Raw genomic sequence first — 20904 nt, forward strand, 5'->3', positions numbered from 1 at the left:
TGTTTGACGGTCATCGCTCGCAAGGGCGGTGGCCGTTTCCATATATTGGATTGACTTCTTTCATATATTGGTAGATAAGTGACCAGAATATGGGATTACCTTGTGTAGGGGAGGGGCAGGGCAGTAAACCTAGAGCAAACAGCGGGGCATCCGGCCCCGCTTCTTCAAACGAAAAGAGTCATCATGCGGCCAGTTAGCTGGAAATCCGTCCTGAACTCCTTGGTGTCCGGTCGACACCTGAGCGCGGATGAGGCCGAGTGGTGCATGAACGACCTGATGGACGGGAATGCCGACCCGGTACAGGTGGGCGCCGCCCTGTCCATGCAGTCCACCCTGGGGCTGACCAGCCCGGAAGTCGAAGGGGCCGCCAAGGCCATGGTGGGTCATGCGGTGCCGCTGAAGGTCAGCGGTGATGTGACTGACATCGTCGGCACCGGCGGCGATGGGGCAGCGACCGTCAACCTGTCGACCATGGGCGCCATCGTGGCTGCCGCAGCAGGGGTCAGGATCGTCAAGCATGGCAACCGGGCCGCCTCCAGCAAGAGCGGCACCGCCGACTGCTTGGAGCAGCTGGGCCTGCCCTTGGATCTGCCGCCGCAGGAGGTGGCTGCCATGGCTGATCGCTACGGCATCACCTTCGTCTTTGCCAAGACCTTCCATCCGGCCATGCGGTTTGCCGGACCTGTTCGCTCCTCGCTGGGCATCCCGACCGTCTTCAACCTGCTGGGTCCCCTGACCAACCCGGTCAACCCGCGCTATGTGGCCATTGGATGCGCCCAGCGTCAGCTGAGTCCCATGATGGCCCAGGTCTATGCCTCACGCGGCCAGGAGGGCATGGTCTACACCTCGGTCGAGGGCCTTGACGAGATGGCCCCGACCGGGCCGGTTTCCATCTGGGAGATCCACCAGGGCAAGGTGGAGGAGCGCTCCTTCGACCCGACCCGTGAACTGGGCCTCGACCCGGTGGATTTGGATGACCTGCGCGGCGGCGATCCCGCCTTCAACGCCAGCGTCGTCAGGGACTTCCTGGCTGGAAAGTCGGTTCCCTCCGGTTCCACGGCCCTGCTCAATGCGGCCTCGGCCATCGTGGCTGACGGTACGCAGATCGATGCCGGTCCCGAGGCTGATCTGAACGTGCGGTTTGCCCAGGCCTATCAACTGGCTACCGAGGTTGTGGATCAAGGCATGGCCGCCGACCTCCTGACAGCCTGGATCCACGGAGCCCAGGAGGCGCAGTCCCATTACCGGCAAGAGGATCGGGCATCCCGTCCGGTCTTAGTCTAGGTTCGTTGCTGCTAGACCTGTTTGGGCCCCGCCGGCTGATATTCCAGCCAGTGGGGCCCGATTTTTTGGCGGCACACGGCATTATCGCCTGTAGTGTCGTTCGTCGTCATCGAAGAGCCCGCTTGAATCATCGCGGAAATTCTTCCGGTCGATGATCAGTCCTGCGATGCCTATCAGCAGGAGCAGGCCCGCCAGCAGGCCGGTCAAGCCGGACCAGCGGGGAATGAAGATGGTCAGGAAGAAGCAGACCAGGCCCAGCGCCGTCATGATCATGAACGCCACCCGCCTTCTGCCCAGATCGCTCAGGTCGGGGTTGGGCGGCACAAAGTTCGACGACTGATCCATGACCTCGTCGGTGTCCAGCCAGCTCCTACCCTGGAAATCGCGCGGTCCTGAGCCGCCGACGAAGGAGTCTCGCTTCAGGTCCTCGGCCCTCAGCGCCGCCTTCTTCTCGGACTTTCGAGCCTTCTTTTCAAATTCCTTGGCCGTCTTGGACGACTCCAGGGAACCCAGCTCGTCAGCGTGCGAGTTCAGGAAGTCCGCCCACTCTTCGTCCCCCTGTGGGGAGCCGGTTCCCGCCTCGCTGTTATACTGTTTCCCGGCGTCGTTATGCTTGTGCTCGGTCATAGAACCATCGTAACCTCGGCCGCACGCATTCGCTACCAAGGAGTCTCTGTGCTGTACTGGTTCTTCGTCAAACTGCTCGGTCCGTTGGCGCGTACCTGGTTCAAACCGACCGTTGAGGGCACGGGGAACATTCCCAAGCAGGGGGCTGCCATCATCGCCTCCAACCATCTGGCCGTCATCGACGATGCCCTCCTGCCCATCACCTGTCCTCGGATGATCCACTTCATGGGCAAGGCCGAGTATTTCAACGGCAAGGGGATCAAGGGCAGGTTCAAGAAGTGGTGGTTCAGCTCGGTCGGAGTCTTCCCCGTGGACAGGTCAGGCGGCTCCAAGTCGCTGGGAGCCATGGAAACGGCGCGTTCCATCCTTGAGCACGGGCACATCTTCGGCATCCATCCGGAGGGCACGCGCAGCCCTGACGGCAGGCTCTATAGGGGGCACACCGGGGCGGCGCGACTGGCCTTCGAGACCGGGACGACGGTGGTGCCAGCAGCCATCATCGGCACCAGGCAGCTTCAGGAGCCCGGCCATGTGATTCCTCATAAGGGCAGGACTAAGGTCATCTACGGCAAGCCCATCACGGTGCCCTATGTGCCGGTCAACAGCCTCACCCATGAGGAGATCCGCAACCTGACCGACCGGATCATGCAGGAGATCCAGGAGATGAGCGGGCAACGATACGTGGACGTGTATGCCCAGGTCATCAAGGCACATGAAAACCATGAGAACACTCAGGAGCTGGACTGACTTCCCAAGGGTTCAGACGACGGTCAAGGTCACGACGGCCGGCGAGCCGTCATCGCTGAGCACCTTGACCTGACTGCCGGGATTGGGGTCCTGGATGCGCACCGTATGGGTCAGGTTGCCCAGAGGAGCGGAAATGTTGACCTTGAGCCCGTATCCCTCCAGAATCCGGGTGGCCTCGTCCTGGCTCTTGCCTTTCACGTCGGGCATGGTGATGGACTGTGGACCCTTGGAGATCACCACGTTGACCGCATCGCCCCAATGGAGCTGTTCCTGGGCCTGGTGAGAGGCGGATATCACCTGGTTGCGTGGCACCTTGTCGGACCAGTCCTCACTGTAGCTGACCTTGAGCCGGAGGGCTTCCAGGGCCGCCTTGGCCTCATCCCTGGCCTTGCCGACGATATCGGGCATGGCCACAGGCATCCTACCCTTGGACAGGACCAGGCTGACCTTGGCATCGTGACGGGTCTTGGTCCCTGGGGCCGGGTCCACTGAAATGGCCGCTCCTTCGGGGATGTCCATGGAGTATTGGTCCTTGGACGTGTCGTGGTCGATCCTGTCGAACCCGGCTGCCTTCAGAGCCTGCACCGGATCCTTGCCGTTGGATGTTTCCGGCATGAGGAGGTCCTTGGGTACCGTGGCCTGGCGCACTCCCTTGGAGACGGTCAATTTGAGCCTGCCGCCCCTCTTGCTGATATGGGCTCCGACAGTATCGGGATCGGCGGCCATGACGGCTCCCTTGGCCACCTGGTCGCTGAAGTCGTAGGCGGTGTCGACCTCGATGCCGGCGACCTTGAGTGTGCGGGCGTATTTGGCGAAGTCGGCGCCGACGACCTTGCACTCCTGGTTCTCGGAGCAGGAGACGTCATCCGGCTTGGGCAGGGCGACATAGCTGCCCGGACCCAGGAAGTACCACCAGGCGCCACCGCCGCCTCCGGCCAGGGCAAGCACCAGCAGGACTACAAGCGTGATGATCAAGCCCCGATGCCTGTGCTTGTGCTGGGGTTGAGCCGCTTCAGCGCCTTGCCGCAGGGTCTTTGCATCGGCTGAAGGTGCTGTCGGATTCTGAGGCTGCAGAACGGTCGTGGTCTCGGCTCGGGAGGGGGTGTCCACGTCGTTGAGCCGATAGCGTCTGGTCGCTGCGTCCGCATCGGTTTCAGGCGGGGCGGGCACAGACGGAACCGTGTCCGAATTCTCCGGGTCTGTTGCTGCAGCTTCGTCGTCGCTGGGTGCCGTAGTCTCCTGATCAGAGGTTCCGGCGATGGCGGACGCGGGCTGTCCGCTTGCTGCTGGCAGCACGTAGTCCAAGGCTTGCCGGTCCAGTCCCTTGACCACCTTTCTCAGGCTTTCCAGGGCCTTGCCGGCGTCATCCGGGCGATTTTCGGGGGAGCGGTCGGTCATCGCGGAGACCAGGGCGGCCACAGATGGATCGATTCTGGGACAGACCCTGGCCAGGGAGGGGACATCCTCGTGGACGTGCTTGAAGACGATGGTCACCGGATTGTCGCTGGCGAAGGGAACCGTGCCGGTCAGCATCTCGTAGGCGATAATCCCCACGGCGTAGAGGTCGCTCTGGGGTGAGGCCTCATTGTTTTCGATGGTCTCGGGTGCCAGGTAGGCGGCCGTGCCCATGAGCATGCCAGTCGAGGACAGGGTGGCCTGGGCTGCGGCGCGGGCCAGACCGAAGTCGGTGATCTCCACATGGCCGCGGTCGTTGATAAGAATGTTTTCCGGCTTGATGTCGCGGTGGATGACGCCGGCTCGGTGGGCGGAGGCCAGGCCGTCCAGGATCTCGCCCAAGATGCGCAGGGTCTCCTTCAGGGGGTAGACGCCCTGCCGGGCCATGTCCCGCCGCAGGCTGATGCCGTGGACATACTCCATGACCAGGTAATCCAGCCCCTGATCGACGCCCGTGTCGTAGACCTGGACGATGTGGGGGTTGGCGATGGCGGCCGCGGACCTGGCCTCCCGGCGGAAACGCTCCTCGAACTGGGCCCTGTGCGGTCCCTGGGCCAGCATGGTGTGCATGATCTTGACCGCCACGTGCCTGGACAGCCGCTGGTCCAAAGCCTCGTAGACCGTGGCCATGCCACCCTGTGCGATCTCACGCAGAATGCGGTAGCGCCCGTCGATGATCCGGTCGCTGGTCCTCTCGTCCGCTTCACTCATGCTCGTCTTGTCCGGCCCTCTACACCTCGGAGGCCTGACCGGCCTCGGCATCAATGGAAGATACACGTTCATGATACCCGGCGGTGGTGGCAAGCGGCAGGAAGCGTCGGCAGGCCTCGAGGAATATGGTTCGGCCACTTGCCGGCAGATGCAGATCATGGGCCAGGGCCTGGGCTCGGGCCTGGGCTCGGACGGACAGGTCGGCCATGCGTTGACGGCTGGCCTCTACGGCTCCACAGGACTGCATCAGATCACGGACCATATTCACCTGGCTATCCTTGCGGCGTTCGGCCGGGGAATCGTAGATTCGACGAACCTCTTTGGCCTGATCAGGATCGGCCATGGCCAGGGTGTCGGCCAGGAGGACGGTCCGCTTGCCCTCGCGGATATCGCCACCCACAGGTTTGCCGGTGCGTCGGTCGTCGCCTGTGACGTCCAAGAGATCGTCCGCCAGCTGGTAGGCCAGCCCCAGGTCCAGACCCAGGGCGCGCACCGACTCTTTGTGCTCCTCCATGTCTGCTCCGGCGGCCAACAGGCCCAGAGCCAGCGGGGTCAGGGTGGTGTAGGAGGCGGTCTTCCAGGCCATGGTGTGCAGGGCCTGGCGGCGCAGGCGTTCCGGATTGTCCAGACAGGCCTCCTCCATGCCCATGTCCAGGACCTGGCCGGTGACCACAGCCGTCTGCATGGCTTGGAAGGTTCTTCCGATGGCCGGTCCCTGAGGCAGGTCGGCAGCCGCCTGGAGGGCCATGTCCGTGCTCAGCGATGCCAGCAGGTCGCCAAGCAGGATGCCCAGACCGGTGCCGCGGACATCAGGTCTTGCGGGTGCCCGGCCGCTCGAGTCGTTTCCGGCAACCGACCGGCTCAGGGCCAGGTGGGCGGCAGGGCGGCCCCGGCGACGGGGGGAACCGTCGATGATGTCGTCATGGACCAGCGCGCTGGTCTGATAGACCTCCAAGGCGCAGGCAAGGTCCACCACCGCCTGTTCACGGTCGGGATTCTGCTCGGAATCCAGAGCCCGCCAGACGTCGCAGAGCAGCAGGGCGCGCAGGCGTTTGCCGCCGCGGCCAGCCTCGATTGCCTGGAGGATGACCTCATGCAAAGCCTCCTGGGAGGGGTCCTGATCCCGGGGGTGGTCCAGTCCGGGTTCTGGAGCAATCAGGTGGTCGCAACGGCGCTGGAGCAGTTCCTCCATGCGCTGTTCGACACGTGCTGCAGTCACGCTTTTCATGCCTTAGAGCCTATCCGCATATCTGCCCAGCGGCCGGCTGCCGGGACCGTGGTGGATGGATGACATCACTTGACCACATGATCGGTTGGGGCCTTCCTCACGGTGCCAACTGGATCAGGATGGTGCCAAGGCTCCCGGTTCCCATACCGGGAGCGGATGGGAGGCGCTGAAGGCATGGACGACGCACATGAAAAAGGTATGAAGGAACTGGTGGAGAACTACCGAGAGGGCCGACGACGATGGGGTGTGGAAGAGGCCGACAGACGATGGCTCCAGCAACCGTTGACAGACTGGATCGCTGGTTTGAAGGGGCCGCAGGCGCGCCAGCAGTTGGACTCCGACTCGGCGGACTGCCTGGCCGTGGCCATAAAGGAGACTCTGGCCATACGCGACGGGCTTATTTTGTCAATGCTGGCGCCTGAGCCTGGTCCGGACAGCGATCGGTTGATGGACCTGTGTGTTCGTCCCAATGATCCGTCGAATGTGACGGCGCTCTGCAGCATCCTGGATGCGGTCTTCAAGGACACTGCGACACGGCCGGACCAGCCCCGCTGTCGTGCAGGGCTTGCCATGCTTGAAGCCATGGCGGATCAGGTTCCGCCGGGGTTTCGGTCCCAGCCACTGGCGGTCGCGGCCTATGTCGACTGGTGGAGTGGGGGATCCCGAGCATCGGGGCTTGCGCAGAAAGCCCTGGCAGACGACCGTTCCTGCAGTCTGGCCGCCATCGTCCTGGCCTTGATAGGCCGTGGCATCGATCCGGCTTGGAGGCAATTGAGCTGAATCGGGAATAATCGTCCCCCTGGGGTGGTTCACTGTAATGAGTCTACGATTTGACCTTGCCATAGCTGTGCCCTAAAAGCAGTGTCGGCGGGTGGGATGATCCAGGAGGAGAATTTGGCCACGAAGGACACCAAGTCAGCCAAGACAGCCGCAGTGGATACCGCAAAGGGCCGGAGCAGTTCGACTGCCGGCAGGACCAAGACCACCACCAGGTCCAAGACCAGCAGCAAGGCGTCCCGCAAGACCACGTCCCGTAAGAGCGCCGCTACTAGCACCTCGGCGACCAAGAGGAACCGCCGTCCGGCCTCCAAGACCACCAAGAAGGTCGAAGAGAAGCCCATCCTGCAGCAGGAGGAGCAGGAGCCCGACGAGGATCTGCTGGAGGATCAGGAGGACGACGACCAGCTGGAGGACGAGCCCGACGAGGACGATCAGGAGGAGGATGAGGCCTCCCAGGTCCATGATGAGGCCGAGGAGGACCGCAAGGCCGCCCATGCCCTTGCCGCCAAGGTCAAGGGCGCTTTCGTCGTCGACGACTCCGATGACGATGAGAATGTCACCCCCTCTGGCAATCCCAAGCGTCGCGTGGTCACCGCCGGCGCCACTGCGGATCCTGTCAAGGACTACCTCAAGCAGATCGGCCGCGTCAGCCTGCTGAACGCCGAGCAGGAGGTGGACCTCTCGGAGCGCATCGAGGCCGGCCTCTATGCCCAGCATCTGCTGGATACCGAGGGCGAGGGTATGGACTTCAAGCGTCGCCGCGAGCTCAAGTGGGCCGCCAACGATGGGAAGAAGGCCAAGGATCATCTGCTGGAGGCCAACCTGCGACTGGTGGTCTCCCTGGCCAAGCGCTACACGGGCAGGGGCATGCTCTTCCTGGACCTGATCCAGGAAGGCAATCTGGGTCTGATCCGTGCCGTGGAGAAGTTCGACTACACCAAGGGCTACAAGTTCTCCACCTATGCCACCTGGTGGATTCGTCAGGCCATCACCCGCGCCATGGCCGACCAGGCCCGCACCATCCGCGTGCCCGTCCACATGGTCGAGGTCATCAACAAGCTTTCCCGCGTCCAGCGTCAGATGCTGCAGGATCTGGGCCGCGAGCCCACCCCCGACGAGCTGGCCAGGGAGCTGGACATGCCCGTCGAGAAGGTCCAGGAGGTCCAGAAGTACGGACGTGAGCCCATCTCCCTGCACACCCCTCTGGGTGAGGACGGCGACTCGGAGTTCGGCGACCTGATCGAGGACACCGACGCCATCGCCCCCTCGGACGCTGTGGCCTTCTCCCTGCTGCAGGAACAGTTCCAGCAGGTTCTTGAGACCCTGAGCCCCCGTGAGGCCGGCGTCATCAAGATGCGCTATGGCCTGGAGGATGGGCAGCCCAAGACCCTGGACGACATCGGCCGAGTCTACGGGGTCACCCGTGAACGCATCCGCCAGATCGAGTCCAAGACCATGTCCAAGCTGCGGCATCCCTCGCGCTCGCAGACCCTGCGTGACTTCCTGGATCAGTGACCTCTGCGTCCGACGGGGAGGCCCTGACACTGTCGAGGCCTCCTTGCTAGAAATGGTCATCGGTGCGTAAGCGACCGCCCATGTGGGACTCCTGTCCTCCTGGGCGCCATGAGGTGAACGGCGAGGTAAATGGTGGCGAAAAAGCCTGATAAGGAAAAGTCCTATGGTGCCGGCAGTCTGACGGTTCTGGATGGCTTGGACGCGGTGCGCAAGCGTCCGGGTATGTACATAGGGACCACGGACAGCCAGGGGCTCATGCACTGCCTTTGGGAGATCATCGACAACGCCGTGGACGAGGCCCTGGCCGGTCAATGCGACCACATCAAGGTCATCCTGCACAGGGATGGCTCCATCGAGGTGGATGACAACGGCCGAGGCATCCCCGTTGATATAGAGCCTCGGACAGGGTTGACCGGCGTGGAGGTGGTTCTGACCAAGCTTCACGCGGGAGCCAAGTTCGGCAACTCTTCATACACGGCTGTGGGCGGCCTGCACGGCGTGGGATCTTCGGTGGTCAACGCCCTGAGCTCCCGACTGGACGTGGAGGTGGACAGGGACGGCAAGACCCACCGGATGCGCTTCCATCAGGGCCATCCCGGTACCTACCAGGACCCTGATCCGGAGCATCCCTCGCCTGACTCGCCCTTTAAACGCACCAGGAAGAACCGGCCTACGCCCCTGGAGGTGGTCGGCAGCGTGCCCAAGTCCAGGACCGGCACCAGGGTGCGCTACTGGGCCGACCCGGAAATCTTCAACCCCACGGCCCGGTTCAGCTACGCCCAGCTGATCGACCGGGTACGTCAGACCAGCTTCCTGGTGCCTGGCCTCAAGATCACTGTGATCGACGATCGCATCCCCGCCACAGGAAGTGCCGAGCAGGATCTGCGCCTGGAGGTTGACGGCGAACCTGCTGCAGAGCCGAATAATCAGGACGTTCAGGAGAACCTTCGTGAATCGCCTGACAGCGACGATCACTCTGAAGAAGGCGACGGGGACGAACGTGCCGAAGACGCGCAGGCCGAGGATGCCGACCTTTCGGCCACCGAGAGGGCCGACCGGGCCATGCTGCAGCCGGATGACGAGTCCGGCCATCAGCGGGTGGAGGAGTTCCTGCACACCGGTGGGGTGACGGACTTTGTGGACTTCCTGTCCAAGGGCGAGCCGGTCAGCGACATCTGGCGGATCAGCGGCCAAGACACCTACCAGGAAGAGACCCAGCGGGTCGGTCCCGATGGCGAGCTGCACGCCGAGCAGGTGGAACGTGTCTGCGGGGTGGATATCGCCCTGCGCTGGGTCAATGACTACGATTCAGTCGTTCGTAGCTTCGTCAATGTGGTGGAGACGCCCGGCGGGGGCATGCACGTGGACGGGTTCATGAACGCCATGACCCGCCAGGTGCGCAAGGCCGTTGAGGCAAACGCTCGCCGTCTCAAGGTCAACCTCAAGGATTCTCACACCAAGGTGGAGCGCGACGACGTTCTGGCCGGGCTGGTGGCCGTGGTCACCGTGCGCATCGCCGAGCCGCAGTTCCAGGGCCAGACCAAGGACGTGCTGGGTACGGCCCAGGTCAAGCCCATCGTCACCCGGATGACCGACGACCAGTTCGGCCAGATGATCAGCGGCTCCAAGCGCGGCTTCAAGGAGCAGTCCGGCCAGGTGCTGGAGAAGATCGTGGGCGAGATGCACGCCCGCGTCCAGGCACGCAAGACCAAGGAGGTCACCAGGCGCAAGAACGCCCTGGAATCGGCCTCCATGCCCTCCAAGCTCTCGGATTCCATGCCCGGCAACGACGACATCGCCGAGCTGTTCATCGTCGAGGGCGACTCCGCCCTGGGCACGGCCAAGGCGGCCCGAAACTCCATGTTCCAGGCCCTGCTGCCCATCCGTGGCAAGATCCTCAACGTGCAGAAGGCCTCCCTGTCCCAGATGCTGACCAACAAGGAGTGCGCCTCCATCATCCAGGTGGTCGGCGCGGGCTCGGGAGCCAGCTTCGACATCGACCAGGCCCGCTACAACAAGGTCATCATGATGACCGATGCCGACGTGGACGGCGCCCATATCCGCATCCTGTTGCTGACCCTCTTCTACCGCTACATGCGGCCCCTGATCGAGAACGGGCGGGTCTACGCAGCCGTGCCGCCCCTGCATCGAATCGCCCTGGCAGGCAGGAACAAGGGGAAGTTCATCTACACCTATTCGGACGATGAGCTGGAGGGCAAGCTGGCCGATCTGCAGGCCAAGCACATCGATTACAATCCCGATGTGCAGCGCTACAAGGGTCTGGGCGAGATGGACGCCGACCAGCTGGCCGACACCACCATGGATCCCAGGACCCGCATGCTGCGCCGCATACGCATGGAGGATGCCGCTCAGGCGGCCGGTATCTTCCCCCTGCTCATGGGGGACGACGTGCCGCCCCGCAAGCAGTTCATCGTGGACAATGCCGACGACTTCGACCGGAGCAAGATCGACACCTGATCTGTCTTCAGCAAGGCCCGAAAGGTGGGGAGAGGAGCGTAACGCAGATGAGCAGCGATCCCTTGGGTAATTTTTCCCCGCAGACGGCCGGCTGGTTTCGTCAGGCCTTCCCTCAGGGTCCCACGCCGACCCAGGTGCAGGCCTGGCCGGCCATCCGTTCAGGCGGCGATGCGCTGATCATTTCGCCCACCGGCTCGGGCAAGACCCTGGCCGCCTTTCTCTGGGCCATCGACGAGCTTATGACCATGCCCCGGCGCTCCCGGAAGCCTGGGGTCGCCGTGCTCTACATCTCGCCCATGAAGGCCCTGGGGACGGATGTGGCCCGCAACCTGCAGGCTCCGCTGGAGGGCATAGCCGAGCGCTTTGTACAGCAGGGAGGTAAAGCGCCCAAGGTCCGGACGGGCATCCGTACCGGAGACGCCGACGCCCGCGGCCGCAGAGCCCTGGCCGCCCATCCTCCGGATATTCTGGTCACCACACCTGAGTCCCTCTATCTGATGCTGACCTCCAAGACGGCCAGCACGCTGAAGAACGTGCAGACCGTTATTGTGGACGAAATCCACGTTTTGGCGGGCAATAAGCGCGGGGCTCATCTGGCGCTGAGCCTGGAGCGCTTGGACGACCTGGTCGGAGGGCCTGTGCAGCGGATCGGCCTGTCGGCGACGGTCCGTCCACCCGAGCAGGTGGCCCGTTTTCTGGGCGGCAGCCGTCCGGTCAGTCTGATCCAGCCCAGGTCGTCCACAGCCATGGACCTGCGCCTGATCGAGCCCCTGGAGGACATGGGGGATCTGGCCGCGCCGCCCGGCGAGTCCAGCCAGGAAGGGCAGGAGGGGGACCAGAGAAGCGGATCCATCTGGCCTGCCGTCGAGCGGGCCATCCTGGATCAGGTCCTGTCCCACCGCACCACCCTGGTCTTCGTCAACTCCCGAGGACTCGCCGAACGCCTGACCGCCCGGCTGAACGACCTGCACCAGTCTGATCTGCAGGCATCCGGCCACGACCGGCCAGGTTCATCCGATGAAACAGCTGAGCCCAGGGAGCCGGCCCACTACGATTCGGCCACCGGGTCCACCTCCGAGAGAACCTCCGGCCTGAGCGTCGACCAGCCCATCGCCATGGCCCATCATGGTTCGGTATCCAAGGAACGCCGCCGCCAGGTGGAGGACGATCTCAAGGCCGGCAGACTGCGGTGCGTGGTCGCCACCTCAAGCCTGGAGCTGGGTATCGATATGGGTTCGGTCGATCTGGTCATCCAGGTCAATGCCCCGCTGTCGACCGCTTCGGGACTGCAGCGGGTGGGCCGGGCTGACCATCAGGTGGGTCAGGTATCGCAGGCCAGGCTTTTCCCCCTAACCCGCGAGCAGATCCTGGAGTGCACGGCCAGCATGGAGAGCATGGTCCAGGGTGACATCGAACCCACCATCATGCCCAGCAGTCCCTTGGATGTTCTGGCCCAGCAGACGGTGGCCGCGGCCGCCATGGGCCCGCTCAAGGAGGAGGACTGGCTGGCCACGGTCAGACGGGCCGCGCCCTTCGCCCACCTGGACCAGCAGGTCTACCGGGCGGTGCTGGGCATGCTCAGCGGTGCCTACACCTCCCAGGATTTCACCGCCTTCCGTCCCATACTGGTCTGGGACCACCAGACCGGTATGCTGACGGCCCGGCCCGGCGCGCAACGACTGGCGGTCACCTCCGGAGGCACCATTCCCGACCGTGGCTCCTACAGTGTGGTCATGCCCTCCGAGGCCGCCGGCGGCAAACCCCGCCGAGTGGGGGAGCTGGATGAGGAGATGGTCTACGAGTCCCGCAAGGGGGACGTGATCACCCTGGGTACCACCTCCTGGAGGATCCAGCAGATCACCCGCGACCGTGTGGTGGTCGTGCCCGCTCCGGGACGCTCCGCCAGGCTACCCTTCTGGCATGGGGAGGGCACCGGCCGCGACCCTGCCTTTGGCCGTCGCCTGGGCAGACTCGCCATGGAACTGTCCCAGGGCCTGATACCGGCGGTCCAGACTGCCTCCGGCCGGCCGGGTTTCACTCAATCAGTAAGCACTCGTCTGCTGAAGGACGGCCTGGACCGTCCTGCTATCAACAATCTGGCCGCCTTTCTGGCCGAGCAGCAGGCCTCCACCGGCCGGGTGCCCGACGACCGGCACCTGGTGGTCGAGCGCTGCCCCAACGAGGAGGGCGATCTGAGGCTGATCCTCCATTCGCCATACGGCCGCAGGGTCAACGAGCCTTGGGCCCTGGCCATCGCCGCCCGGCTCTCCCGTGAGCGCGGATACGACGGATCCGTCTGGGCGGGGGAGGACGGCATCGTCGTGCAGATTCCGGGCACTGATGCCTTCCTGGAAGATCAGCGAATATTCGGATTCACCCCTGATCAGGTGGAGCGCGAAGTCCGACGGCACCTGGTGGGCTCAGCGCTCTTCCAGGCCCGCTTCCGCCAGTGCGCAGCCCGCTCGCTCTACATGCCCAGGATGGAGCCGGGTCGTAGGGTTCCGCTCTGGCAGCAGCGTCTGCGGGCCTCCCGTCTGCTGGACGCGGCTCTGAAGGAGGATGACTTCCCCCTGGTTCTGGAGACCATGCGCGAGTGCCTGCAGGACGTCTACGACATGCCTGCCCTGCGCGAGCTCATGGCCGACCTGGAGCAGGGGAGCGTTCGTCTGGTCCCGGCCTCCACCAAGGCCCCCTCGCCCATGGCTTCAGGGCTGCTCTTCGGCTACCTGGGGACCTTCATGTACCAGTACGACATGCCCAAGGCTGAGCGCGACGCCGCCATGCTGGCCATCGACTCCGACCTGCTGGAGCAGATGGTCGGCCAGGTGGACATGGCTGACCTTCTGGACCAGGAGACCGTAGACCAGGTGACTGCTGATCTGCAGCGGCTTTCGCCCAGAACCCGGGCCAGGGGAGCCGAAGGACTGGCCGACCTGTTGCGCACCCTGGGCCCCATGGATTTGGCTGGGATTCGTCGGCGCATGCGCGGGCAGGAGGACGAATCGGTTACGGAGGCACAGGTCCGGGCCATGCTGGAGGAGCTGCAGACCCAGGCCAGGGTGGTCCAGGTCAGACTGGGTACACGCGACTGCTGGGTATGGGCCGGTCAGGCAGGGCGGCTGACGGCGGTTCTGGGCCCTGGCATCATCCGGCCATCCGCTCAGTCAACACAAAAATCGGAATCGGACAGTGAAGCCTTTGACCAGCTGGTCAGGCAATATGCCGAAGTCCATGGGCCATTCACCACCGAGGACCTGGCCGGTCACCTGGGTCTGGGCAGCGCTCTCTTGGAGGACCGACTGCGCTCCCTGGCCTCACGCGAGCTGCTCATGACCGGGGTCTTCCCCAGGCCTGACCTGAGTGCCTATGGCGAGCCGGGATTTGAGGGAGGCGAACCCCGCCGGGGGTGGCTGGATCCCGAGGTCTTCCGTCGGCTGCGCTCGCGGTCCCTGGCCAAGGCCAGCAAGGCCGCCAGTCCTGTCCCCGGTCATGTCTACAGCGACTTTCTTCTTCACAGGCAGGGTCTGGCACCCCTGGGCCAGGAGCCCTTGATGGGCACCGAAGGATTGCTGGAGGTGGTCGGGCAGCTGGAGGGGCTGGCTCTGCCGACCGAACTCTGGGAGTCGGCCATCTTCCCGGCCAGGGTGCGTGATTACGGACCGGCCTTGATGGACGATCTGCTGGCTTCGGGCCAGGTGGTCTGGGTGGGGTCCGACCAGGGGGAGGGCCCGTTGGGCGCCATGACCTTTTATCTGGCCGAGGACCTGGATGATGAGCTTCCAGCACAATCTGTTGGTCCTCCGTCGGTCACGGATGTGGCCGGCAAGTCGAGCAAGGCGGGCGACGCGTGCGATCTGGAAGAGACCATGCTGGATGTTCTGGCCGACGGGGGAGCCTACCGCTTCGATCGGCTTCTGCGCGCCTGCGCCGGCCGGGGCGGGAATGACGTTGAGTCTCTTGGTTTTGAAGCCCCCGATCAGGAGGCCGTGGCACGGTCGCTCTGGGATTTGGTCAGGTGTGGACTGGTCACCAACGCCTCCCTGGCTCCGGTTCGGCGCCTGATCCGAGGATCAGGGTCTCAGTCCTCGGGGAGGACCCGACGCCTGCCCCACGGCCTGCATGGACACGGCAGGCCCAGGGGTCGTGCAGCCATGATGCGGGCGACAAGCTCAACAGCGCTGTCAGCAGCGGCGGAGGGGTTCTGGACCCTGGTTGTGGATGAGCGCGGGTCAGCAGGAGGCTCAGCGGGGACTGGCATGGCCGGTTCACGCGATGAGCCTAGAGGCAGCCAGGACGATGATCGACAGCGGACCGTCCGCCTGGTCCACGAGGAGCAGGCCATCCTGGACCGCTATGGGCTCCTGGCTCCGGTGCTGCCTGAGGTGCGGTCTCTGCCTGGCGGATTCTCGGCCCTCTATCAGGTCTGCAGACGGATGGAGGAGGCCGGTCAGCTGACGCGTGGGGTCATCGTCGACGGTTTCGGCGGTGCCCAGTTCGCCCCCCGAGAGGTGATCAACCAGCTCAGGGACTTCCAAGAGGATGAGCGCAGGAGCGATGGTGAAGACAGATCGGGGCAGCGACCTCCCGAGCCCGTGGTCATGGATGTGACCGATCCCGCCAACCTCTATGGCACGGCTCTTGCCTGGCCGACTACATCAGGGGATGCCGGCGGTCGGCCCATTCGGCGGATGGGGAACCTCTTGGTGCAGCATCGAGGCTGCGCCCTGGTCTATGCGGCGCCCAAGGGGCATCATCTGCTAGTCTTCGGCGAGCCCGAGCGTGGATTGCTGGAGGCGGCCTTCGCCCAGCTGGCTTCATGGCTGAGGCGGGGCGGGCAGGGACGCATCCTCTTCAGTGATGCCAATGGCCGACCCCTGACCATGCGTGAACCGGTGGGCATGGCCCTGGCCGCCGCCGGATTCACGGCCGGACCAGGCGGCATGGCCCTCTACTGAGCCTTGTGTGAACGTGTCCTCAGGCTACAAAGGCGATGGGCGCTGCCAGCTCCTGGCCGGAGGCATCCCGGCGCATGTCCACGTCGGGCAGGTCGACCGGAGAACCGGCAGCGGTGCTGGCGTGCAGGGGCCAGGCGCCCACCCGGGCCAGCAGCAGGGTGTCCTGACCCTTGAGGAAGCGCTGGGAGCGCACGCCCCTCGTGCCACGGCCCTTGACCGGATACATCTCCAGCGGAGTCAGCTTGGCCGACCCATTCTCGGTGCCGGGCAGAGCCTCGGAGTCACCGGCCACGGTCAGGACCACGGCCCCGGCCTGGGTGCTCATGCCATCCTCGCCGGTCTCCTGGTAGGTCCAGCCGATCTCTCCGGCCGGCACAACCGCGAAGGTGGCGACCTGGCAGCCCTGGACCAGTCGGATGCCCACCATGCCTGCCGCATTGCGACCCTGGGGGCGAACCTTGTCGCCGGTGAAGGTCAATAGGCTGGCATCCGAGGAGATGAGCACCATGCGGTCCCCGTCCTGGCAGGGGGCTGCGAAGACCACCTGATCCTCATCCTTCAGGTCGATGACCGTCCAAGAGTCCATGGTGGTCGGGGACTCGCGGTTCCAACGTTTGACCGTGCCAAGCCGGGTGCCCAGGGCCAGGGGCCGGGTGTCGGCCATGTCGATGACGGTGACGGCGTGCTCGTCGGCCTGTGGTTCGGTGCTGGCGGTCCCGCCCAGAAGCTCGTCAGCCACGATGCCCCCGCTCAGGTTGGGGTTGGCGGTGGCGGGGATCAGCGGCAGGTCGGCCACAGGAGCGGTGATCAGCCGTCCAGCCGTGGTGACCAGGCCGTAGGTGGCCAGGGTGGTGGTGGCGAATATGGCGATGATCTGGTCGTCATGCCCCCGGTCCTGGTTGCGTGGCCGGGACCGCCAGGCGTCCAAGGCTCCTGGGGTGCTGCGTGCCAGCAGGCCGGTGGCGCTCATCATGACCGTGCAGGGCTTGTCCTCCATGTGCAGGTCGCCGCCGTCCCCGCCGCGGCTGGTTCCTCCGCTTGCCATCAGTGCGGCCTGTGGGCCGGCACCGGCCTTGCCGGGGGTTTGCTGGTCGCCGGCTGCTGCCGACTGCACGGGGGCCAGATCGCCGGAGGGCTCCTGGTCCAGGATGACCGTGCGCCTGGGCGTACCCCACTGGGCCACCGCCTGGTCCATCTCCTGGATGACCACCCGGTCAAGCTCGGCCGAGGAACCCAGAATCCGCTCCAGTTCCTCCAGCTGCTTGTTGAGGTCGTCGCGTTCGCCCTCCAGCTCGATCCTGCTCATCTTAGTAAGCCGCCGCAGCCGCAGGTCAAGAATGTACTGGGCCTGGGTCTGATCCAGGTCGAAGACCGCCATCAGCTTGGTCTTGGCCGCATCCGCATCGTCCGAGCTGCGAATGACCTGGATGACCTCGTCGATGTCGACCAGGGCCAGCAGAAGACCCTCGACCAGATGCAGACGTTCCAGGGCCTTCTTGCGGCGGAACTCGCTGCGCCGATGGATGACCGTGCGCCGGTGCTCCACCCAGACCTCCAGCAGCTCCTTGAGCCCCATGGTTCTGGGCCGTCCGTGGACCAGGGCCACGTTGTTGATGGTGAAGGAGTCCTCCAGGGGCGTGTACTTGAAGAGTTTGCCCAGGACCTTGCCCGGGTCGAATCCCGTCTTGATCTCGATGACCAGGCGGGTCCCGTTGTGCCGGTCGGTCAGGTCGATGGCGCTGGAGATGCCCTCCAGCTTGTGGTTGCGCACCCCATCCGAGATGCGTTCCAGAACCCGTTCGGGTCCCACCATGAATGGCAGCTCAGTGACCACGATGGCCTTCTTGCGGGCGGTCACGTTCTCCAGGTGGGTGACGGACCTGGTCACGAAGGCCCCCCGGCCGTGCTCGTAAGCCTTGCGGATGCCGTCCCGACCCACGATGACCCCGCCGCCGGGCAGATCCGGGCCGGGCACGTAGCGCATGAGTTCGTCCAGGCTTGCGTCCGGGTGGGCCATCAGATACTTGGCAGCGGCCACCACCTCGCTCAGGTTGTGGGTGATCATGTTGGTGGCCATGCCCACGGCGATGCCCGAGGCTCCGTTGACCAGCAGGTTGGGGATGGCCGAGGGCAGGACCTGGGGCTCCTTGAGCTTGTTGTCGTAGTTGGGGGAGAAGTCCACCGTGTCCTGGTCGATGTCGGCGTTCATGCCCAGGGCCGCCGGAGCCAGCCTGGCCTCGGTGTAGCGGGAGGCCGCCGGTCCGTCGTCCAGGGATCCGAAGTTGCCGTGGCCGTCGACCAGGGGCAGGCGCATGGCGAAGGGCTGAGCCAGCCTGACCATGGCCTCGTAGATGGAGGAGTCGCCATGGGGGTGCAGCTTGCCCATGACCTCGCCCACGGCCCTGGCGGACTTCATGTAGGGGCGGTCGGGGTTGAGGTTCATCTGGCCCATCTGATAGATGATCCGCCGCTGGACCGGCTTGAGTCCGTCACGGGCGTCGGGCAGGGCCCTGGCGTAGATGACCGAGTAGGCGTATTCCAGGAAGGACTTGCTCATCTCCTCGTTCAGAGGGGTTTCGACGATGTGCTCCTTGACCTGCCTGGGGTCGTACCCCGCCGCCTTGCTCCTGCGATGAGTTGCCATGCTCCAGCTCCTGCTCCTTCACGTTCCGCCTTATGATAACCGGACGGTCCGCCAAAGCCTTCACCGCAGGGATGCGGTGTCGGCCTGGGGTCTGACCGTGCTTGAATGGAAGGCATGGGTCTGGATACACCTGACATGAAGGAACTGCTGCAGCCGAGTCCGCCTATCCAATACGGGGACCGGGCGGGGGCTAACCATGTTGGCGGGGCCAGGCATCTGTCCGCCGTCCTGCCAGCCCTGAGTGCCTGCCTGGGAATGCCTGTGGCCACCGACGTCCATCCGTCTGCCAAGGCTCTCCAGGAGGCTCTGGGACTGCCGGAGGCCCGGTCGGTGGTCGTCGTCCTGGTGGATGGGCTGGGATTCTGGAATCTGGTCAGCCGCCAGGGCCATGTGCCCTACCTGCGCTCGCTGCTGTCCGAGCCCATCAACCAGCGTCCCCTCTACACCAGTCTGCCCTCGACGACCGTGGCGGCCATGGGGGTCTTCGGCACCGGAACCAGCCCTGGACTGACCGGCATGACCGGCTACACCCAGCTGAATCCGGACACCGGCCAGTTGGGTCAGATGATCCAATTCAGGGGCGCTCAGGATCCCGAGCACCTGCAACGCCGTCCCACGGTCTTTGAGACCCTCCAGGCGCAAGGGGTCCGTGTGACCTCCTCGGGCCTGCCGCGTTTTCGCGATTCAGCCCTGACCCGCGCGGCTCTGCGTGGCGGGGAGTATCTGGCCCACAACCACTCCCGTCAGCGTCTCCTGGCCGCCTGCGAGGCCGCCCGCCAGCCGGGTCTGACCTACCTCTACATTCGCGATGTGGACAAGGTGGGCCACCACAGCGGCTGGGAGGGTGAGGAGTGGGTGGCCGCTCTTGAAGCCACCGATGCACAGCTGGCCGAGCTTCATCGCCGCCTGCCTGCCGGGACACTGACGGTGATCATAGCCGATCACGGCATGGTTGAGTCCGATCCGAACCAGCGCATTGACATTGCCCAGGATCCCGAACTGAACCGGGATGTGCGACTGGTGGGCGGCGAGCCCAGGGCGGTCATGCTCTATCTGGACCAGGGGGCGAACCCCCAGGTCGTGGCTACACGCTGGCGTGAGCGTCTGGGGGAGCGGGCCTGGGTGTTGACCCGGGACCAGGCCATCCAAGGGGGAATCTTCGGCCCTGTGGACGCTCGGGTCCGACCCATGATCGGCGACCTTATGGTGCTGGCCGGTGACCGGATCACCCTGGTGAATTCTGCAGATCAGACGGATGCCGCAACCAGGCTGCCCGGCGTGCATGGTTCATGGACCCGTCTGGAGACGCAGATTCCCTGCATGATCGACCTGGTCTGACTACTTGCCGAAGAGGATCTCATCCCAGCTGGGCACGGCCGACCGTCCGGAGTGCTTTTTGGCCCGCTTGCTGCGGCGACCCTCCTTGGGCTGATCCTCCTGCTCGTCCTGCCCGGCATCATCGCCTGGATCCTCTTGCCGGGGCTGCTCCTGGTCCGCCTGGCTCTGTCCATGGTTCTGCACGGGCAGGACCATGGTGGATTCGTTGTCCCTAATGGGAGGATGCTCGGCTGTGTCGGGGTCCTCGGTCAGTTCTGCGCTGGGGTGGCTGGGCTCTTGCTCGGCTGTCCGCTCCTGGCTCTCCTTGGGCTTGCCATAGAGCCAGGCCGTGAGTGCCGCCTGACGTTCACCGCTCTCCTGGCCCTCCGATCCGGCGTCCTCTTCTTCGATTTGGGTAAAGGTATCCTTCTGGCTTGGAGGCCGCCTGTCGGTCTGATCGTCAATCGCTTCGGCAGGCCGATCCTGACCATGATCGTCTGCGGAATCATCCAGCAGCATCCTTGCCGCCCCGTTCAGACAGGTCACGGTGTTGTCATGCATGTTCCAGGCCCAGCGGGCGTTGAAAATCCGCTTGTCCAAGGTAAACACGCCGTTGATGTTCCAGGGTTCGTACCCTCGTCTGGTGGCCTGCCAGGACACCTGTGACAGGCTGACTCCTGCGCGGGCCAGCACCTTGCCGATCAGTTCCTGGTAGTTTCGCCCGCCCGACCCCTTGGGCGCCGGCATGGTCAGGAACTGCTCGATGGCGTACTTCTTTTCGGTCTCCACCGGGGCCGCGAAACGCCGTACCAGCGCTTCGTTGACAGCGTATTGCTGAGCCACCTGCTCAGGGCGAGCGCCGGCGCGCACAGCCGCCTGAATGGCCGAGACAGGCAGGGGCTTGGACTTGCCGGTCTGGGGGTCAACGTCCTCTTCCTCCTTGACCTGCTTGGCCTCAAGAATGGCGCGATCAAGCGCATCGTCGACCCTTACGGCGAAGTGCCGGTGGTCACAGACGAAGACCAGATCGCCCCTGTCGTCGACATGGTCAAAGCTGGCCACCCTGGTCCCATTCTCAGACATGCACGCCCCTATCCTCTTACGGTTCCTTTACACGGCCTTAGGTATTTCCATTGTGCCCTACGGTTGGTATTTTACGTGCT

12 protein-coding genes are annotated in these 20904 nt (G+C 64.6%); 7 read left to right on the plus strand and 5 right to left on the minus strand.

Annotated features, from left to right (window positions below; genetic code table 11):
• Positions 1 to 183 precede the first annotated feature (183 nt).
• Entirely contained in the window at positions 184 to 1284 is a 1101-nt protein-coding gene (gene trpD / locus J3U06_RS05745) for an anthranilate phosphoribosyltransferase (protein ID WP_267444586.1), read from the plus strand.
• An 81-nt stretch (positions 1285 to 1365) separates the two neighbouring features.
• On the opposite strand, the gene J3U06_RS05750 is transcribed toward trpD, so the two are convergent.
• A complete protein-coding gene (locus tag J3U06_RS05750) occupies positions 1366 to 1911 on the minus strand; it encodes a hypothetical protein (RefSeq protein ID WP_267400136.1) in 546 nt (181 codons plus the stop codon).
• Positions 1912 to 1959: 48 nt separating this feature from the next.
• Here J3U06_RS05750 and J3U06_RS05755 point away from each other — a divergent pair, with 48 nt between their 5' ends.
• Positions 1960 to 2658, plus strand: a complete 699-nt coding sequence (locus tag J3U06_RS05755; RefSeq protein WP_267400135.1) for a lysophospholipid acyltransferase family protein — start codon at positions 1960 to 1962, stop codon at positions 2656 to 2658.
• A 12-nt stretch (positions 2659 to 2670) separates the two neighbouring features.
• On the opposite strand, the gene J3U06_RS05760 is transcribed toward J3U06_RS05755, so the two are convergent.
• Entirely contained in the window at positions 2671 to 4824 is a 2154-nt protein-coding gene (locus J3U06_RS05760; RefSeq protein ID WP_267444587.1) for a Stk1 family PASTA domain-containing Ser/Thr kinase, read from the minus strand.
• Positions 4825 to 4843: 19 nt separating this feature from the next.
• A complete protein-coding gene (locus tag J3U06_RS05765) occupies positions 4844 to 6043 on the minus strand; it encodes a polyprenyl synthetase family protein (RefSeq protein ID WP_267444588.1) in 1200 nt (399 codons plus the stop codon).
• Between the two features lie 183 nt (positions 6044 to 6226).
• Between J3U06_RS05765 and J3U06_RS05770 the strand changes: the two genes are divergently transcribed.
• From J3U06_RS05770 to J3U06_RS05785, 4 genes are all read left to right on the plus strand, one after another.
• Positions 6227 to 6832, plus strand: coding sequence for a hypothetical protein (locus J3U06_RS05770; protein ID WP_267444589.1), 606 nt, complete (start codon positions 6227 to 6229; stop codon positions 6830 to 6832).
• A gap of 114 nt (positions 6833 to 6946) precedes the next feature.
• Positions 6947 to 8347, plus strand: coding sequence for an RNA polymerase sigma factor (locus tag J3U06_RS05775; RefSeq protein WP_373312900.1), 1401 nt, complete (start codon positions 6947 to 6949; stop codon positions 8345 to 8347).
• 129 nt (positions 8348 to 8476) lie between these two features.
• Positions 8477 to 10825 carry a DNA gyrase/topoisomerase IV subunit B gene (locus J3U06_RS05780; protein ID WP_267444590.1) on the plus strand — a complete coding sequence of 783 codons (2349 nt, stop codon included), beginning with the start codon at positions 8477 to 8479 and terminating at the stop codon, positions 10823 to 10825.
• Positions 10826 to 10872: 47 nt separating this feature from the next.
• Entirely contained in the window at positions 10873 to 15780 is a 4908-nt protein-coding gene (locus J3U06_RS05785; protein WP_267444591.1) for an ATP-dependent helicase, read from the plus strand.
• Between the two features lie 19 nt (positions 15781 to 15799).
• Here the strand turns inward: J3U06_RS05785 and J3U06_RS05790 are convergent, their stop codons facing one another.
• Positions 15800 to 18424, minus strand: a complete 2625-nt coding sequence (locus tag J3U06_RS05790; protein WP_267444592.1) for a DNA gyrase/topoisomerase IV subunit A — start codon at positions 18422 to 18424, stop codon at positions 15800 to 15802.
• A gap of 114 nt (positions 18425 to 18538) precedes the next feature.
• Here J3U06_RS05790 and J3U06_RS05795 point away from each other — a divergent pair, with 114 nt between their 5' ends.
• On the plus strand, positions 18539 to 19762 hold the full coding sequence (locus J3U06_RS05795; protein WP_267444593.1) for an alkaline phosphatase family protein: 1224 nt from the start codon (positions 18539 to 18541) through the stop codon (positions 19760 to 19762).
• On the opposite strand, the gene sepH is transcribed toward J3U06_RS05795, so the two are convergent.
• On the minus strand, positions 19763 to 20824 hold the full coding sequence (sepH, locus tag J3U06_RS05800) for a septation protein SepH (protein WP_267431152.1): 1062 nt from the start codon (positions 20822 to 20824) through the stop codon (positions 19763 to 19765).
• Positions 20825 to 20904: the final 80 nt, after the last annotated feature.

Origin of the sequence: Bifidobacterium sp. B4142, from assembly GCF_026537325.1 — a bacterium.
GTDB lineage: Bacteria > Actinomycetota > Actinomycetes > Actinomycetales > Bifidobacteriaceae > Bombiscardovia.

Excerpts from the sequence above, each read along its gene's own strand:
- sepH (WP_267431152.1), bottom strand. The coding sequence starts at position 20,824 with ATGTCTGAGAATGGGACCAGGGTGGCCAGCTTTGACCATGTCGACGAC.
- J3U06_RS05790 (WP_267444592.1), bottom strand. The coding sequence starts at position 18,424 with ATGGCAACTCATCGCAGGAGCAAGGCGGCGGGGTACGACCCCAGGCAG.
- J3U06_RS05750 (WP_267400136.1), bottom strand. The coding sequence starts at position 1,911 with ATGACCGAGCACAAGCATAACGACGCCGGGAAACAGTATAACAGCGAG.
- J3U06_RS05770 (WP_267444589.1), top strand. The coding sequence starts at position 6,227 with ATGGACGACGCACATGAAAAAGGTATGAAGGAACTGGTGGAGAACTAC.
- J3U06_RS05780 (WP_267444590.1), top strand. The coding sequence starts at position 8,477 with ATGGTGGCGAAAAAGCCTGATAAGGAAAAGTCCTATGGTGCCGGCAGT.
- J3U06_RS05760 (WP_267444587.1), bottom strand. The coding sequence starts at position 4,824 with ATGAGTGAAGCGGACGAGAGGACCAGCGACCGGATCATCGACGGGCGC.
- J3U06_RS05795 (WP_267444593.1), top strand. The coding sequence starts at position 18,539 with ATGGGTCTGGATACACCTGACATGAAGGAACTGCTGCAGCCGAGTCCG.
- J3U06_RS05785 (WP_267444591.1), top strand. The coding sequence starts at position 10,873 with ATGAGCAGCGATCCCTTGGGTAATTTTTCCCCGCAGACGGCCGGCTGG.
- trpD (WP_267444586.1), top strand. The coding sequence starts at position 184 with ATGCGGCCAGTTAGCTGGAAATCCGTCCTGAACTCCTTGGTGTCCGGT.